Origin of the sequence: Pseudoalteromonas sp. H71, assembly GCF_001468485.1 — a bacterium.
GTDB lineage: Bacteria > Pseudomonadota > Gammaproteobacteria > Enterobacterales > Alteromonadaceae > Pseudoalteromonas.
The window spans coordinates 133,263-148,130 of sequence record NZ_LODI01000046.1 but is presented as its reverse complement, the minus strand read 5'-3'; the positions used below and the strand labels follow the sequence as shown (position 1 = coordinate 148,130).

The window sequence follows — 14,868 nt, the reverse complement described above, 5'->3', positions numbered from 1 at the left end:
CTATACCTTCGATTTTCTAAAAAAGAGTAAACTTAAGAAAAACGCACTTCCCACAGCGGCCGTGATCACCCCAACAGGCAGCTCTTGATTTTGTAGTAAAGAACGTGACAGTACATCGACCCATACCATAAATGTGCCTCCTGCTAAGCTTGTTATTAATAGCCCTGCGACGGTTCCCTGCGAGATAAAAAAGCGCACAATGTGTGGCACCATTAACCCAACAAAACCAATACCACCACACATTGCCACCAGCACAGCGGTTATTAATGAGCTTAAAATTAGCATCAGTAACCTAAATCGTTTCACTTTAACACCAAGAGTTATGGCACTTTCATCACCTAATAACATGGCATTAAGTTGGCGCCTAAAGCTAATCATTACGCAGGTACACAATGTAATCACTAAAAATGGTATCCATAGTGTTGCCCACTGCGCACGTGCAAAACTACCCAAGGTCCAAAATAAAATAGCGGCAACGGCTTGCGGCTCACTCCAATAAAGTAACAAACTAGTAAATGCACTAAATAAAAATGAGAGTGCAACACCAGCTAACAACATCGATTCAACCTGCCCACCTTGTTGCCTTGTGGCTATTAATATAAGCAAGCTCATTGCTAATAAACTACCTAGTAGCGCCGCCGCAGAAAGGGCAACGCCCGCGCTAATACCCACAAATGCCATAAGGATAACTACACCAAACGAAGCACCTGACGATATACCAAATAAATAGGGATCGGCTAATGGATTACGTGTCACAGTTTGTAAAATTAGCCCCGCAATAGCTAAACCTGCACCGGCCAAAAACGCCAATAATGTGCGCGGCACTCTTAATTCAAAAATAATACGACTGGTCAGTGACGAATCATTAAAATGCACAAGACTGTTAAATACATCGTTTATTGACGTGTCTGTTGCGCCAAAGCTCAATGCTAAAAATAGACTTACTGTAGCAATGACAATAAACATAAATAGCGCCGCAGAATGGCGAAATCGAGAGGCCAGCATGTTATTTATAACCATAAAAATAAGTAATATGAGGTGTGCTTTTGCCAAGCTGAGGTTCTTGTGGGTGGCTATTTATCTGTGCGCATACACCAAATACATCATCAAGCATGTGCTCAGTGAGTACCTCTGCGGGCGAACCGGTATGCGTTATTTCTCCGTTTTTAATGACTACGAGCTCATCGCAAAGAGCCGCAGCTAAATTAAGATCATGAAATGAAGCAAACACCGTAACACCTAGAGACTTTGCCAGTTCCATAACCTGTATTTGGTACTTAACATCAAGGTGGCTAGTGGGTTCATCCATTATTAACAGTTGAGGTTGCTGAACAATAGCACGTGCAATGAGTGCGCGTTGTTTTTCTCCTCCAGAGAGCGATTCAAAATTTTGATTGGTGTGCTGCTCAAGCCCTACCGTTTTTATAGCTTTAGTGATCTGTGTTTTTTCGCTTTGCGATGTAGAGCTAAATAACGATTTATGAGGAGTGAGGCCAAGCGCCACAACATCAAATAACGACAAGTTAAAATGCGATGGTGCTTCTTGCAAAACAACAGCAACGCACTTTGCATATTCGTCACTTTTGAGCTGCCAAATATCTCGGTTATTAAACTTTACAACCCCTTCGCTTGGCTTATTAAAACGATATAAACAACGCATTAAACTCGATTTACCTGCACCATTGGGCCCTATTAAGCCAACAAATTTACCTGCAGGTATTTGCACATTAATATGTTTGAGAATAGATTTATTTGCTATTCCCCACGAAAGGTTTTGAACGTTTAATAATGGTGCTTTAGTTTGCAATACTCTGTCCTAGACACGAGTACCCACTTGTAATGCAACGACCAAAAAGGAGTACATTAAAATTAGCATGAGTAGGCCCGCTCATTAAAAATTGATTTGTATCTGACTTAAAGCAAAGTGCTAATTACAGTTGCGGGAACAGTTGAGGAATTGCACCTCATTCCAAATGAAGCTCTATTATGGGCGGGTAAGTAAATAATTTAAAGCAAAAAAACCGCGCTAATAACAGCGCGGTTAAAAAGGGAGTGTTTTAACTAGGGCGTGTTGACCTTTGTGGATTTAAATTTGTTCAATCTAGGGGCGATTAAATCGCGGCGCGAGGTTTGTAACCTAGTGGGCTAAGTAAAAACCGAGCAACAAAGAGTTAATAGTCCCTAGAAAGAACCCAGAGGGCAGCGCATGTTTGGTATTTATGCTACGTTATCGCCTATTTATGGGGAATAACCACATTGCACAGGCTCTGCCTTGCCTAAAAACCAAACATACTGCTGGAAATTCAACCACCAAAGTTCAACACGTCCTGCCGTTAAAACTTATATTCCATACCTAAACCTAAGTAATCTTGGTCTACGTTGTTGTCCATATCAAAGCTTGAGTAAAAGCCAAATACTTTAATGTTTTTGTTAAGCTTGTGATCAACACCAACCGAAATAGCTGTTTTATCATCGCTATCGTCAAAGTCCATTGCCTGATACTGAACCTTAAATGTATTTTTACCCATGCTGTATGCCGCATTTAATAAGTAACCGTCACCTTCAGCTGAACCGTCTACTTTTTCTTGAGTTTGGTACATAGCACCTAGTTTAAAGTCTTCAACTTTACCCTGGATTGATGCGCGCACTACATCATAACCGTTTACTTCGCTGTCAGCTGCAATTGAGGCATAAATTGCACTCTTTTTAAGCGCTGAATCACCGTATGTTACAGCCATTGAATAACCGTTATCTGCATCTACATCATCTTCAGCAATAAAAGTAGCAAGTACTTTAAAGCCTTCGTATGAGTTTGACGCATAAGAAATTGAATCACCTAAACGGTTTTCACCTTTGAATACGTTTTTAATATCGCCTTCAAGGTCATTAAATAAATCGAGTTTACCTTGCGCTTGTTTAAACGCCGTGTCGTTACGACCCACTACTACCTGACCAAATGAGCCTTTAACACCAACGTATTGGTTACGCGCAGAAATATTATCGTCGTCGCCTTTTGAGTCTGCATCAGTTACATCAACTTGAAACTCAAACTTATAAACTGCTTCTAAGCCATCGGTAATTTTTTCAGAACCTTTAAGACCAAAGCGAGATGCGTTACTTTTAATTTCAGTAAACGACCCTTCACCGTCATCTGTAGACTGCACAGTTACATTTGCTTTACCGTAAACATCCACGTCTGCAAGTACATTAAAAGATAAACCACTTAGCAAAGCGACACATAAGCTCGATTTTACAAATTTCATGTTATTTCCTCGATAATCACAAAAGACTAATTTTTAAAACGACTGCAGTTTGTCACCACTAAATGACAGAAATATTACAAATGAAATATTTTTGACTTTTAAAGTTAATAAAACTGCATTATTTTTGAAATCAAAAGGACACGAACACTAATCAAGCAAATATGTACCCACTTAACCTCCAACGTTTAAGCGTTAAGCTCAATAGTAGGAAGTAAATTTATTAGTGTTTCTATTAGTTCCTTTTGCTCGTTATCTCTATGGTAGGCTACAAATATATCTCTTGACGTATTTTCTACGTTTTTTACATGAAATAATTCACCATTTTCTAAATGTTGCTCTACTAAAACATGAGGAATAAATGCACTGCCACCACATTGCAAAATTAAATCGAGTGCAATTCGGCCGGTGCTTGTTCTAAAGTAAGGAGGGGTTTTACCGGTAAACTGGCGTGCATGCCAAAGCGAAAATGTCGTCCCCCAGTCAACATACACGTACTGATTATCAAAAAAATTCTCGTTTGTTGCCGTGTCATACCCACTCACAGGAATAATAGGTAGTTCACAAATACGCTCAACAACTAACTCATCCACTTTTGGTGGATCGAATAAAATGGCCAAATCAAGCGTGCGCTCAAGCAATAATCGCGTACTTTCTTGTTGGGCTTTAACTTCAGCCACCAAAGACACTCCCGGCATAGCCGACACGATATTAGTAATACCAAACTGCAAAAAAGCATCCCAGATATTAGGGGTGCCCGCTAAGCTAATTTGTTTATGCATGTTGTCGGCAAGGGCCACATCTACCTTCGCGCGCTGCATACCGGTTATGATCATTTGCGCGTGAGGTAATAACCGCTCACCAGGCGCTGTTAATTGAATATTATTACGCTGGCGAATAAATAAATTAACGCCAAGTCCTTGCTCTAATTGGCGAATACGAAAGCTTACCGCCGACTGCGTTATATATAGGTTTTCTGCGGCTTTACCGAAATGACGCGTGCGCACTACTTCAACAAATGTTTTTAATAAATCGATATCCACTTTTTTATCCTCACGATAAAAATAACTTGTTTAAAAAATTGCCAAACTTGCATCATACTCCAACTAATTAATAGGGTATGAGGATATAGCTATGAGCATTAACATTTCATTACTACGCCAAGCATTTGTTAGCCAACGTCAATTTTATGATGATCAAAATTTTCCACGTGGTTTTAGCCGCAGCGGAAATTTCACCTTATTAGAAGCCAGTATACTAGAACAACATGGCATTGTTTTAAAAGGTTTATATAGTAAGACGATTGAACCACAAAATGAGCACCAAGAAAATTTTGTAGCCGTAGTAACTGGCTCACAAGAACCAACTAATCCGATTGAGCGAGCATGGCTAAAATACCTAAAGCTTACGACGTGTAAAACGAAGTTTCATACCTTGTTTGGGCGCTCTAAAATATCGAGCCCTGCGCCAATAAATCATGAAAGTTATTCAGAATCTGACAGCTTATAAACACGTAACCAATTTGCTTTTTGGCGCTTTTACGGTTACAACATGTATTAAGCAGCATTTTTGCATAATATGATTTAGGTGTTCCGTGAAGCGAAAGATATTAATAGTTGAAGATACACCTGCTATAGCGCTTGTGCAAAAACACATAGCGCTAAAGGTAGGCTACGAGGTAGATGTAGCAGAAACGTTAGCACAAACAAAAGTATTGATTAGTCAAAACGATTATTTTTGTGCGGTTGTTGATTTTATTTTGCCTGACGCACCAATGGGTGAAGCGATTACCTGCACCGTTGACGCTGAAATTCCTACCATTGTTATGACGGGAAATATAGATAAAAAAACGCGTAACATGGTAGAAAAGTACCCTATTATTGACTATATAATAAAAGAAAATAAACAGGCCTATCAATATCTTGAAAAACAGTTAAAACGTTTACCTCGCAATGAAAATGTAAAAGTACTAGTTGTTGATGACTCTATATCTACCCGCCACTATGTTGTGAGCTTATTGTTACGTCACAAATATCAAGTATCTGAAGCTGAAGATGGAAAAAAAGCACTAGAAGTTCTTGCTAACTCACCCGATATCTCAGTGATCATTACCGACAACGAAATGCCCAATATGAACGGCGATGAGTTGTGTAGCGAAATTCGCAGAATTTACAGTAACGATGAAAAGGCAATTATTGGTATTTCTGGCGCTGATTCATCTGAGCTATCAAGCTTATTCCTAAAAAATGGTGCAAACGATTACCTGCATAAACCGTTTAATAACGAAGAGTTTTATTGCAGGCTAAGCCAAAACGTTGGCATGCTTGAACAAATAGCGACAATAAAACGCCAAGCCAACACAGATTACCTAACTGACCTCCCTAATCGTCGTTATTTCTTTGAGCAAGCAAATAACTCTCTTAAAGAGCTCAGTCTCAAAAAGGTAAACGGCGCGCTGGCCATGATTGATATAGATCACTTTAAATCTATTAACGACACTTATGGCCATGATGCAGGCGACCAGGTTTTAAAAGGGCTGGCTATCTGCCTTAAAAAATACTTTGAAAAATATTTAGTTGCGCGTTTAGGTGGCGAAGAATTTGCTGTTTATTTTGCAGATGAAACCCCGCAAGAAGCGCTTAATCGACTCGAAGGGTTTAGGTATTTTGTAGAGAATAACAGCCAAGAATTTAGTAAAGACAAAATAAAACTGACTATTTCAATAGGCTTTTCTACAGGGCCTATTTATCAAATGGATACGTTATTAAAACAGGCCGACCAAAAACTTTACGAGGCGAAAGAATCCGGCCGAAATAAGGTAGTCAGTTAAACTAAAATTTAAGCAATTTCGGCGGCTGTAATGGCCGCTTTTTTACGCTTACGTGATTGATGGTAAGAATCCCAACTAAAAATAGCCAGTGCACTCCAAATACACGCAAAGGTAATAAGCCTTTCTGTATCAAATACCTCATCGTAAAACACCACAGCAAGTATAAACATTAAACTAGGCCCAATGTATTGGAAAAAGCCAAGGGTTGTATATTGCAGGCGTTTAGCCGCCCCTGTAAAGCAAAGCAGCGGTAGTGTGGTAACAATGCCTGCGCTTATAAGTAATAAGTTGGTAAGCCAATCGTTATTAGGCAAACTTGATGTAGCAGAAGGTGTCATCATCCACCAGTAAACCAGTGCTACTGGCAATAATATTAATGCCTCGAGTAATATACCGGGTAACGCCTCAACAGGCAGCTTTTTTCGTAATAGGCCATACAGTGCAAACGATATAGCAAGTGAAAATGCCACCACAGGAAACGAGCCAAAGCTTACTAATTGAAGTATCACCCCAGAGAATGCCAACCCAACAGCAACCCCTTGAAATTTTCGGAGGCGCTCACCTAAAAAAAGCATGCCTAACAAAACATTTAAAAGCGGATTTATGTAATAACCTAAACTTGCATCAAGCATATGGTTATTGTTAATCGCCCATATAAATAAACCCCAGTTAAAACCAAGTAAGCCAGAGGTAATAACTAACATTAGCATCAGCTTAGGCTGTATTATAATGTGCTTAATTTTATGCCAGTACTTTAAAACACTCACCACTAAAATTAAAAATACGACTGACCACACCACACGATGCATTAAGATTTCAAATGCGGTCACATGTTGGATTAACTTGAAATAAATGGGGGCAAGACCCCACATAACAAAAGCAAGACAAGCAAAAATTGCGCCTTTACGCTGCTCGGTAACAATTGGCATAGTAAACACTTAGTGATTTAAAAGGTCGCCAGTTTACTCGCCTAACAGGTTTTATCCAACTAAATACGTGCCTGTTCCAAAAGCTATTTGCACTGATTGCTCGTTATGTAATTCCATTCTGCACACGCACACTTTATTACCTGAACGAATAAGCGTGGCACTGGCGGTAAACACATCCCCTTTTCCTGGGCGCAAATAATCAGTGCGTAAATCAATAGTGCCAAGTGTTGCTAATTTTTTTTGCACACTGTTCATCTCTAAATCGGTTAGCTTGTCTATCACACTGGCCGCTGCAAGCATGCCGCCTACGTTATCAAGTACGGCTGAAATAATCCCACCATGAAGAATTTTTTGAGCTGGGTTACCTATAAAAACATCCTGCCAGGGAAATGTAATTTTAGCTTGTTCTGGGCTAAGTGATTCTACCGATATATTTAAAAATTGATTAAACGGCATGCCATTTACAAATAGCGCACCCACTTGTTCAATTAACATTTCTTTATTCATTATTATTCTCTGAAATTAATAGGTAAAACGAGTAAAACATACCTTGTGTAAAACTACGAGCGTAAAGCTAAAGACATCTTATAAAAAAAACACTAAAATACTCGCCAATGAATACATCTACGCTTCCTTCAAGCACGTTAGTGCGAAAACCCGAGACTGTCCTCAAACAAGTGTTTGGTTACAGCGAATTTCGAGATGGCCAAAAAGCCGTTATTGATGCCGCTTTAAATGGTCAGGACACACTTGTTTTGCTACCCACTGGTGGCGGAAAATCTGTGTGTTATCAAATTCCGGCATTAGTTCTTGAAGGGGTTACTATTGTTATCTCACCACTTATTTCACTTATGCAAGATCAAGTTGCGCAGCTTCAAGCTTTAGGTGTAAAAGCGGCTTATGTGAATAACAGCCTAGCACGCGAAGAACAGCAGTCAGTTTATCAGCAACTTCACCAAGGGCTTATTAAACTATTATATGTAGCCCCAGAGAAAGTATTACAACGTGACTTTTTAGAGCGATTATCGCATTTAAAAATAAGCTTATTTGCCATTGACGAAGCGCATTGTGTGTCGCATTGGGGGCATGATTTTAGGCCGCATTATTTTCGCTTAAACGAACTTAAGCAGCGTTTTGCTCACGTGCCTATGATGGCCCTGACCGCCACCGCAGATAAAGCCACACGCTTTGATATTGTTGAACAGTTAAAACTTCAGCAGCCTTACATTCACACTGGCAGTTTCGACAGACCTAATATTCGTTACACCATAGAAGAAAAATTTAAACCTATGGTGCAACTGTTGCGCTACCTAAAAGAACAAAAAAACCAAAGTGGCATTATTTATTGCACTAGTCGAAAGCGTGTTGACGACATAGCAGAAAAGCTGGCCGATGCAGGCCTTAATGCAGCCGCTTACCATGCAGGTATGAGTAATGAACAACGCCAGTTTGTGCAAACAGGGTTTGCCCGTGATGATATCCAAATAGTCGTTGCTACTGTGGCTTTTGGTATGGGTATAAACAAACCCAATGTACGCTTTGTACTGCATTACGACATACCTAAAAGCATAGAAGCGTACTATCAAGAAACAGGCAGAGCAGGACGCGACGGCTTAGCCGCAGAAGCAATCATGTACTTTGATCCTGCCGATATAGGCCGTGTAAGGCGATTTTTTGAAGACATTGACGATGAACAACGTCGAAGAGTAGAAGAGCAACGCTTTAATGCTATGGCAAGCTTTGCTGAGGCGCAAACGTGTCGTCGTCAGATACTGCTTAACTACTTTAGTGAATACCAACGAGAACAATGTGGTAACTGCGATATTTGCTTAAATCCACCTAAAAGCTTTGACGGAACGCTTGTTGCCCAGCAAGCACTTTCGTGTGTATACAGAGCTGAGCAGCGATTTGGTTTAGGGTACATTGTAGAACTATTACGCGGTGCCAACACGAGTCGTATTCGCGATAACAATCATCACCAGTTGAGCACCTATGGTATTGGTAAAGACAGAAGTAGTGAGTTTTGGCTGAGTATTTTACGCCAACTCATTCACCAAGGGTTACTAAGCCAAGATATAACGCAAGGCGCTTCGTTGCGATTAACCGAAGCCGCCCGCGCTATATTAAAAAGCGAATATGCACTGCAATTAGCTGAGCCTCGATTACAAGCAAAACACGTATACCAAGATAAGCTCGCGCAATTTAATTACGATAAAAAACTATTCGCTCGCTTGCGTTCATTACGCAAAGAGCTAGCCGATGCCGACGATGTGCCACCGTATGTGGTATTTAACGATAAAACGTTAGCCGAAATGGCGCAGCTCATGCCTACTAACGACAGTGAATTTTTAAAAGTGTCGGGGGTTGGTTTTACCAAATTAAATAAATATGGCGGTGCTTTTTTAACAGCAATTCGCAACTACTTAGCCACACAATAAGCATAATATGAGCAAAATAGATTACGACCAAACACATCAATGCATCATCATTACCCCGACAGAGCCACCTCACGATGAAGACTTTGAGCTGTGGAGTACATTATTCCTACATTCGGACGATATCGCTATTAGCGAGTATTCGGCGGGAGCCGATAGGCATCAGGTGCGCTTTTCTTATAGCCAACAAACATTTAATTTAAATTACGAGCATTACAGTCAAAGTATTTGGATTAACGGCGAAGGGCCTGAAGCAGAACATTTATTAGCCGCGTTGGCTTTTTATTTAAATTAACCCGATTTAGCGATGGATGAATAAACTGTTTTTATAATCGGGCAATAGTTAACACCTAAACGGCTCTTTTAAACAAATAGTTTTTAATAAACTAAATTAATTATTTTTAACCCCTATGCTTTTTACTTACATTTAAATAACAATGATGTAAGCTAATATTACGGGTGTAGTTTACTACGCAGTAAATAAGGGGTTAAATGATCAGTAATACGTGGTTTTCACCCTGTTGTGTTGGGGTTATTGTTCTGTGTCTATTAATGTCTAATGCTTATGCAGAGCCATTTCCTACAAACACAGGTACCTGCCCGCTTGAATCATCAATACATTTGAGTGAAGAAAAATTACGTCGCCAACTCAGCGATGAAACGCTACTGGTTGCTACAAAACCAAATGCTAGAATAGCCACTATTACGCTAGAACAACTCAATGTATTTAATACTGCGCTGGAAGAAGAAAATAACGCACTGTTTAGATTTGCTAACCGCGCGCACATTCAAACCGAACCTGAAGTAATCAAAAACCTACTGCTTTTTAACTCTGGCGACCTTTACGATGCTAAAAAACTTTCTGAATCGGAGCGCCTGCTGCGAAAAGAAAACTACCTTTACGACGCACAAATTAGCGCAACAGAAAACTGTGATGGCGATATAGATGTTAAAGTAATTACCCGTGATTTATGGACGCTCTTGCCAGAAATAAACTTTAGCCGCAGCGGTGGAGAAAATAAATCGAGTATTGGTTTTAGAGAATCAAACTTGTTTGGCTGGGGAAAAAGATTGTCTTTTTCTCGCACAACCGACAGCGACCGCAGTGGTTACTTATTTGTTTACGACGATCCTAATATTTTTTCTAGCCGCTACCGTGGTCGCATAGAGTATGCAGATAACAGCGATGGTAAGCGTCATTTACTTGAGCTTACTTATCCATTTTATGCCATAGATACACCTTACAGTTACGGTATTTTAAGCTATTCAGAACAACGAGAAGAATCACTATACCGACGTGGTAAAGAGATCAGTGAGTTTGATCAAACAACTGATCTAAATCGCATTTTTATCGGCCACTCTAAGGCACTCAGTAATAGCTGGACTCAGCGAATTAGCTTAGGTTATGTAGATGAGCAGCATACATTTACTGCTATTCAAACCACATTTGAGCCTTTAGCTAAAGATAGAAGCTACAGTTATCCCTATATTAGTGGTCATTGGTTTGAGGATAATTTTATTAAGGTGCGTAATTTTGACAGCATTTATCGCACTGAAGATTTAAACCTAGGTTGGAATGCAAAAGCACTGCTGGGTTATTCAGATGAATCGTTGAGTAACGATGATAGCCGCCTTGTTTATTCGCTTAATGTGAAAACAGCGCATTTTTCTGGCGATAATACGCTTTGGCGTTTTAGCACGGATTTAGAGGGATTTTGGAACGAAGAACAAAAGCAACTCGAAAACTTTAAAGCGACATCGCAAGTACAATATTATCTAAATACAAGTGTTGATCAATCTTGGTATGTAAAAGGCCGCGTGCAATACACAAAAAACCTAACTGCCGACCAACAGCTTACCTTAGGTGGCGAAACAGGCCTGCGTGGCTACCCTATGGATTACCAACATGGCGACCGTAGCTTTTTAGTGAGCCTAGAAAAACGCTACTACTGGGAGTACGATTTACTACAACTATTCAAAGTAGGTGGCGCGGGCTTTATAGATATTGGTAGAGCATGGTTTAATAACCAAACAAATGGCGAAAATAATCATGTACTCAAAAATGTGGGCGTTGGTTTGCGCCTAGCGCCGAGTAGAGCAAATGCAGGCACTATGATCCATCTTGATATAGCCGCTCCCATAGATAGCGCTGATGATGTCGACTCTGTGCAGTGGCTTGTCAGTGTAAAAAAATCTTTTTAAATTGCTACTTAGCGCCAAAATAACACGCTAAACTAAGGCCTTTAAGCTAGTTGAAATTCAACCTAACGTGTTGCTTTATTTACTACTTTTAACTACCACATAACTGTAAAAGGCGCTATTTTGGAATTTTTAGATGTTTTAGAATTACTCACCGATCAATATAAACTCATCGTGACCGTTATTGCCTTGTTACTTTTTCCAGTGCTATTAAAGCTAACTAAAAAGTTACTTGAGCAAGCCATTAAAGGTAAAGTAGATTTACATCGTAAATACCGCGCAGAGTTACTACTTAAAATTATTCTCGCCTTTGTCATGTTATGTTTAGTGTTAGTATTTTGGGGTATTGAACTACGAGGGCTACTGGTTCTGGGCTCGTCACTCTTTGCAATGTTAGGTGTCGCGCTATTTGCAGCATGGTCATTACTGAGCAATCTAACCGCATTTTTATTAATGTTTATTCAAAACGACTGCCGTGTTGGTTTTTGGGTACGTATTATTGACGGCGCAAATCATGTTGAAGGTAGAATTGTCGAGATGGGCTTAATGAATGTTGTACTTGAACATATTGATGGGCACCGCGTAATTTACCCAAATAACTTATTTGTTACGCGCCCTGTACTCGTTTTAAACGCAGAGCCTAAACCATCAAAAGCGCCGGTAATTAAGCGAATTATAGGCCCTAAAAAATCATAAATTTTGCATAAAAAAAGCCGTTTTAGTAACTAAAACGGCTTTTTAATGGCTGCTAAAGGGTTAGTTATTTAACTCTGCCGTTTTTAGTTCTTCATCTAAATCATTTATTTCATCAATAAATGTTTCTAATTGCTGCTCAACCAAGCTATTAGCATGAGCAAAATAAGCAATATGAAAAACTGCATCACCTTCATTAACCAATGGCATAGTTTGCTGACCAATTACAATACCACTTCGTGGTGCTAGTAACTCAAGTTCAGAGTCACCAAGGGGGCTACTTATATAAGCAAGTATTTGCCCTTTTGTTACGCGCTCACCCAGCGACACTTGAGCACGTACAATGCCATCTACTTCAGCACGTACCCAGCTTGTAGAGCTTGCAATAACAGGCTCTGGTAGTTTTTTAGGGCGTTTGCCGCGCATCATTTTTAAATGGCGCATTACATAGTCAACCCCTTGCACGCCGGCGGCTATTGCAATTGGGTCAAAACGCAGTGCCTCACCCGCTTCATAAGTAATAACCGGTATGCCTAAATTAGCCGCTTCACTTCTTAGTGAGCCATTGCGTAGCGAAGCATCAATCACCGCCGGTGTACCAAAGGCTTTGGCCATCTGCGCAGTAGCTTCATCCGCCAAATTTGCACGTATTTGTGGCAAGTTTGTTCGGTGAATAGCCCCTGTATGTAAATCAATAATATGCGTGCAATGCACCGCAACTTGATTGAAAAACATATACGCCATACGACCCGCTAGCGACCCTCTTTCAGAACCAGGGAAACTGCGGTTCATATCGCGACGGTCAGGTAAATAGCGCGACTTATGAATAAAGCCAAACACATTCACAATTGGCACAGCGATAAGCGTGCCACGTAACTGGTTTGGATCAATTTTAGCCAGTAATTGACGAACAACTTCTACCCCATTTAGCTCATCGCCATGGATAGCGGCACATACCATCAGTACAGGGCCTTCCATTACGCCATTAACAACCTCTATAGGAATATTAAGGGGTGAGTGGGTATAAAGTTTTGCAGCTTCTAAAGCTAACGTTTTACGTTCACCAACACCAATACTTTCACCTAGTAAAGTGAAAGGGCGGTTAATTTTAACCTTTGCCACGAGTTGCGGTTCCTTTACTTGAGGCATTCTTTTCGATGAAATCAATCACCATACCTGCAATATCTTTACCTGTTGCTATTTCAATACCTTCAAGACCTGGTGATGAGTTAACTTCCATCACTAAAGGCCCACGAGATGAACGAAGTAAATCCACACCCGCTACGTTTAATCCCATCGCTTTAGCAGCAGCAACTGCTGTTTTACGCTCTTCAGGAGTAATACGTACTAATGTTGCGCTACCGCCACGATGAAGGTTTGAACGGAACTCACCTTCTTGTGCTTGACGTTTCATTGCTGCAATTACTTTATCACCTAATACAAAACAGCGAATATCCGCACCACCCGCTTCTTTAATGTATTCCTGGACCATAATGTTAGCTTTTAAGCCCATAAATGCTTCAATTACACTCTCTGCAGCTTTACGCGTTTCAGCCAGTACAACACCAATCCCTTGTGTACCTTCGAGTAATTTAATAACAACCGGTGCACCACCAACCATTTCTAACAAATCTTTTACATCATCTGGTTTACTCGCAAAACCTGTAACAGGCATGCCTACGCCCTTGCGTGACAATAACTGCAATGATCGCAATTTATCGCGCGAACGAGAAATAGCCACAGATTCGTTTACTGGGTATACCCCCATCATTTCAAATTGGCGTAAAACTGCACAGCCGTAAAAGGTGACTGATGCGCCAATACGCGGCACAATTGCATCAAAATCTTTTAAATTTTCACCACGATAGTGAATTTCTGGCTGTTCAGAGTTTATATTCATGTAAGAGCGAAGTGCGTCTATTACTTTCACTTCGTGCCCACGAGCCTCTGCAGCCTCGATTAAGCGACGTGTTGAATATAACTTTCTGTTACGAGATAAAATACCGATTTTCATAGTTAAAACCTTAACTAAATTTTACAGCATTGGTGCTTAATGGCTGCTTTTTGCAGCATAAGCCCAATACTTTTTATAATAAATGAGATAATGCCGTGTCAACAACGACACGATTCTCCATGGCTGTTCTACCTAGCAACATTCTAAACTTCATGGTTGCGCGGCTTGTGAGGGTGACTTCAATAGGCCAGCTATGTTCACCCGCGTGTAATATTGTTTCTATAAAATAACGCAATTGCTTTTCACCACTAGAGCTGGTTACGTATTTCATTTTTTTCACTTTAGCATTACAAGTAATCTGAGTCTCTTCGTCATCTTGTAATGGTTGAGCTATAAATTTAACCCACTTTTCGCCATCAACTTCGTATTCTTCAATGTTAATAGCATGAATACATGAAGTACGTGCTCCGGTGTCAACTTTAGCCTTGATCCGCTCAATACCAAGCTCAGGTAAACTTAACCACTCACGCCAACCTATTGTTATTTTTGTCGTCATAAATGTGCCCTT

At 40.2% G+C, this 14,868-nt stretch carries 15 protein-coding genes and 1 riboswitch; of the genes, 6 read left to right on the top strand and 9 right to left on the bottom strand.

Annotated features, from left to right (window positions below):
• The 4 genes from ATS71_RS16915 to ATS71_RS16900 all read right to left on the bottom strand — a co-directional run bounded on the left by ATS71_RS16915 (window position 1) and on the right by ATS71_RS16900 (window position 4,303).
• The gene (locus ATS71_RS16915; protein WP_058405894.1) at window positions 1-1,005 is read right to left on the bottom strand and encodes a FecCD family ABC transporter permease; all 1,005 of its coding nucleotides are present in this window, start codon (window positions 1,003-1,005) and stop codon (window positions 1-3) included.
• 1 nt (window position 1,006) lies between these two features.
• Window positions 1,007-1,807 carry an ABC transporter ATP-binding protein gene (locus ATS71_RS16910; RefSeq protein WP_058405858.1) on the bottom strand — a complete coding sequence of 267 codons (801 nt, stop codon included), beginning with the start codon at window positions 1,805-1,807 and terminating at the stop codon, window positions 1,007-1,009.
• Between the two features lie 76 nt (window positions 1,808-1,883).
• Window positions 1,884-2,022, bottom strand: a riboswitch (cobalamin riboswitch).
• A 311-nt stretch (window positions 2,023-2,333) separates the two neighbouring features.
• Window positions 2,334-3,263 carry a porin gene (locus ATS71_RS16905; protein WP_058405857.1) on the bottom strand — a complete coding sequence of 310 codons (930 nt, stop codon included), beginning with the start codon at window positions 3,261-3,263 and terminating at the stop codon, window positions 2,334-2,336.
• Window positions 3,264-3,448: 185 nt separating this feature from the next.
• Window positions 3,449-4,303 (bottom strand): LysR family transcriptional regulator, encoded by an 855-nt coding sequence (locus tag ATS71_RS16900; protein ID WP_058405856.1) that lies wholly within the window; start codon window positions 4,301-4,303, stop codon window positions 3,449-3,451.
• A gap of 91 nt (window positions 4,304-4,394) precedes the next feature.
• On the opposite strand from ATS71_RS16900, the gene ATS71_RS16895 reads away from it, so the two are divergent.
• Both ATS71_RS16895 and ATS71_RS16890 read left to right on the top strand, forming a co-directional pair.
• Complete coding sequence (locus ATS71_RS16895) at window positions 4,395-4,769, top strand: DUF413 domain-containing protein (RefSeq protein ID WP_006793159.1); 375 nt, start codon at window positions 4,395-4,397, stop codon at window positions 4,767-4,769.
• Window positions 4,770-4,854: 85 nt separating this feature from the next.
• Window positions 4,855-6,090 carry a GGDEF domain-containing response regulator gene (locus ATS71_RS16890; protein ID WP_058405855.1) on the top strand — a complete coding sequence of 412 codons (1,236 nt, stop codon included), beginning with the start codon at window positions 4,855-4,857 and terminating at the stop codon, window positions 6,088-6,090.
• 8 nt (window positions 6,091-6,098) lie between these two features.
• On the opposite strand, the gene rarD is transcribed toward ATS71_RS16890, so the two are convergent.
• On the bottom strand, window positions 6,099-7,019 hold the full coding sequence (gene rarD, locus ATS71_RS16885) for an EamA family transporter RarD (protein WP_058405854.1): 921 nt from the start codon (window positions 7,017-7,019) through the stop codon (window positions 6,099-6,101).
• Between the two features lie 51 nt (window positions 7,020-7,070).
• The gene (locus ATS71_RS16880; protein WP_201020880.1) at window positions 7,071-7,526 is read right to left on the bottom strand and encodes a thioesterase family protein; all 456 of its coding nucleotides are present in this window, start codon (window positions 7,524-7,526) and stop codon (window positions 7,071-7,073) included.
• Window positions 7,527-7,633: 107 nt separating this feature from the next.
• Here ATS71_RS16880 and recQ point away from each other — a divergent pair, with 107 nt between their 5' ends.
• The 4 genes from recQ (at window position 7,634) to ATS71_RS16860 (ending at window position 12,349) form a co-directional block, all read left to right on the top strand.
• A complete protein-coding gene (gene recQ, locus ATS71_RS16875) occupies window positions 7,634-9,457 on the top strand; it encodes a DNA helicase RecQ (protein WP_058405853.1) in 1,824 nt (607 codons plus the stop codon).
• 7 nt (window positions 9,458-9,464) lie between these two features.
• Window positions 9,465-9,749, top strand: a complete 285-nt coding sequence (locus ATS71_RS16870; protein WP_058405852.1) for a DUF3630 family protein — start codon at window positions 9,465-9,467, stop codon at window positions 9,747-9,749.
• A gap of 197 nt (window positions 9,750-9,946) precedes the next feature.
• Complete coding sequence (locus tag ATS71_RS16865) at window positions 9,947-11,656, top strand: BamA/TamA family outer membrane protein (RefSeq protein WP_058405851.1); 1,710 nt, start codon at window positions 9,947-9,949, stop codon at window positions 11,654-11,656.
• Window positions 11,657-11,776: 120 nt separating this feature from the next.
• Window positions 11,777-12,349 (top strand): mechanosensitive ion channel domain-containing protein, encoded by a 573-nt coding sequence (locus ATS71_RS16860; RefSeq protein ID WP_058405850.1) that lies wholly within the window; start codon window positions 11,777-11,779, stop codon window positions 12,347-12,349.
• Window positions 12,350-12,409: 60 nt separating this feature from the next.
• On the opposite strand, the gene ATS71_RS16855 is transcribed toward ATS71_RS16860, so the two are convergent.
• The 3 genes from ATS71_RS16855 to ATS71_RS16845 all read right to left on the bottom strand — a co-directional run bounded on the left by ATS71_RS16855 (window position 12,410) and on the right by ATS71_RS16845 (window position 14,856).
• Window positions 12,410-13,468 carry a succinylglutamate desuccinylase/aspartoacylase family protein gene (locus ATS71_RS16855; protein ID WP_058405849.1) on the bottom strand — a complete coding sequence of 353 codons (1,059 nt, stop codon included), beginning with the start codon at window positions 13,466-13,468 and terminating at the stop codon, window positions 12,410-12,412.
• Complete coding sequence (gene rimK / locus ATS71_RS16850) at window positions 13,455-14,360, bottom strand: 30S ribosomal protein S6--L-glutamate ligase (RefSeq protein ID WP_058405848.1); 906 nt, start codon at window positions 14,358-14,360, stop codon at window positions 13,455-13,457. The genes ATS71_RS16855 and rimK overlap by 14 nt, the downstream gene beginning before the upstream one ends.
• 73 nt (window positions 14,361-14,433) lie before the next feature.
• Window positions 14,434-14,856 (bottom strand): ATP-dependent zinc protease family protein, encoded by a 423-nt coding sequence (locus ATS71_RS16845; protein ID WP_058405847.1) that lies wholly within the window; start codon window positions 14,854-14,856, stop codon window positions 14,434-14,436.
• Between the last annotated feature and the right edge of the window lie 12 nt (window positions 14,857-14,868).

Excerpts from the sequence above, each read along its gene's own strand:
- ATS71_RS16915 (WP_058405894.1), bottom strand. The coding sequence starts at position 1,005 with ATGCTGGCCTCTCGATTTCGCCATTCTGCGGCGCTATTTATGTTTATT.
- ATS71_RS16905 (WP_058405857.1), bottom strand. The coding sequence starts at position 3,263 with ATGAAATTTGTAAAATCGAGCTTATGTGTCGCTTTGCTAAGTGGTTTA.
- ATS71_RS16895 (WP_006793159.1), top strand. The coding sequence starts at position 4,395 with ATGAGCATTAACATTTCATTACTACGCCAAGCATTTGTTAGCCAACGT.
- rarD (WP_058405854.1), bottom strand. The coding sequence starts at position 7,019 with ATGCCAATTGTTACCGAGCAGCGTAAAGGCGCAATTTTTGCTTGTCTT.
- ATS71_RS16880 (WP_201020880.1), bottom strand. The coding sequence starts at position 7,526 with ATGAATAAAGAAATGTTAATTGAACAAGTGGGTGCGCTATTTGTAAAT.
- recQ (WP_058405853.1), top strand. The coding sequence starts at position 7,634 with ATGAATACATCTACGCTTCCTTCAAGCACGTTAGTGCGAAAACCCGAG.
- ATS71_RS16870 (WP_058405852.1), top strand. The coding sequence starts at position 9,465 with ATGAGCAAAATAGATTACGACCAAACACATCAATGCATCATCATTACC.
- ATS71_RS16865 (WP_058405851.1), top strand. The coding sequence starts at position 9,947 with ATGATCAGTAATACGTGGTTTTCACCCTGTTGTGTTGGGGTTATTGTT.
- rimK (WP_058405848.1), bottom strand. The coding sequence starts at position 14,360 with ATGAAAATCGGTATTTTATCTCGTAACAGAAAGTTATATTCAACACGT.
- ATS71_RS16845 (WP_058405847.1), bottom strand. The coding sequence starts at position 14,856 with ATGACGACAAAAATAACAATAGGTTGGCGTGAGTGGTTAAGTTTACCT.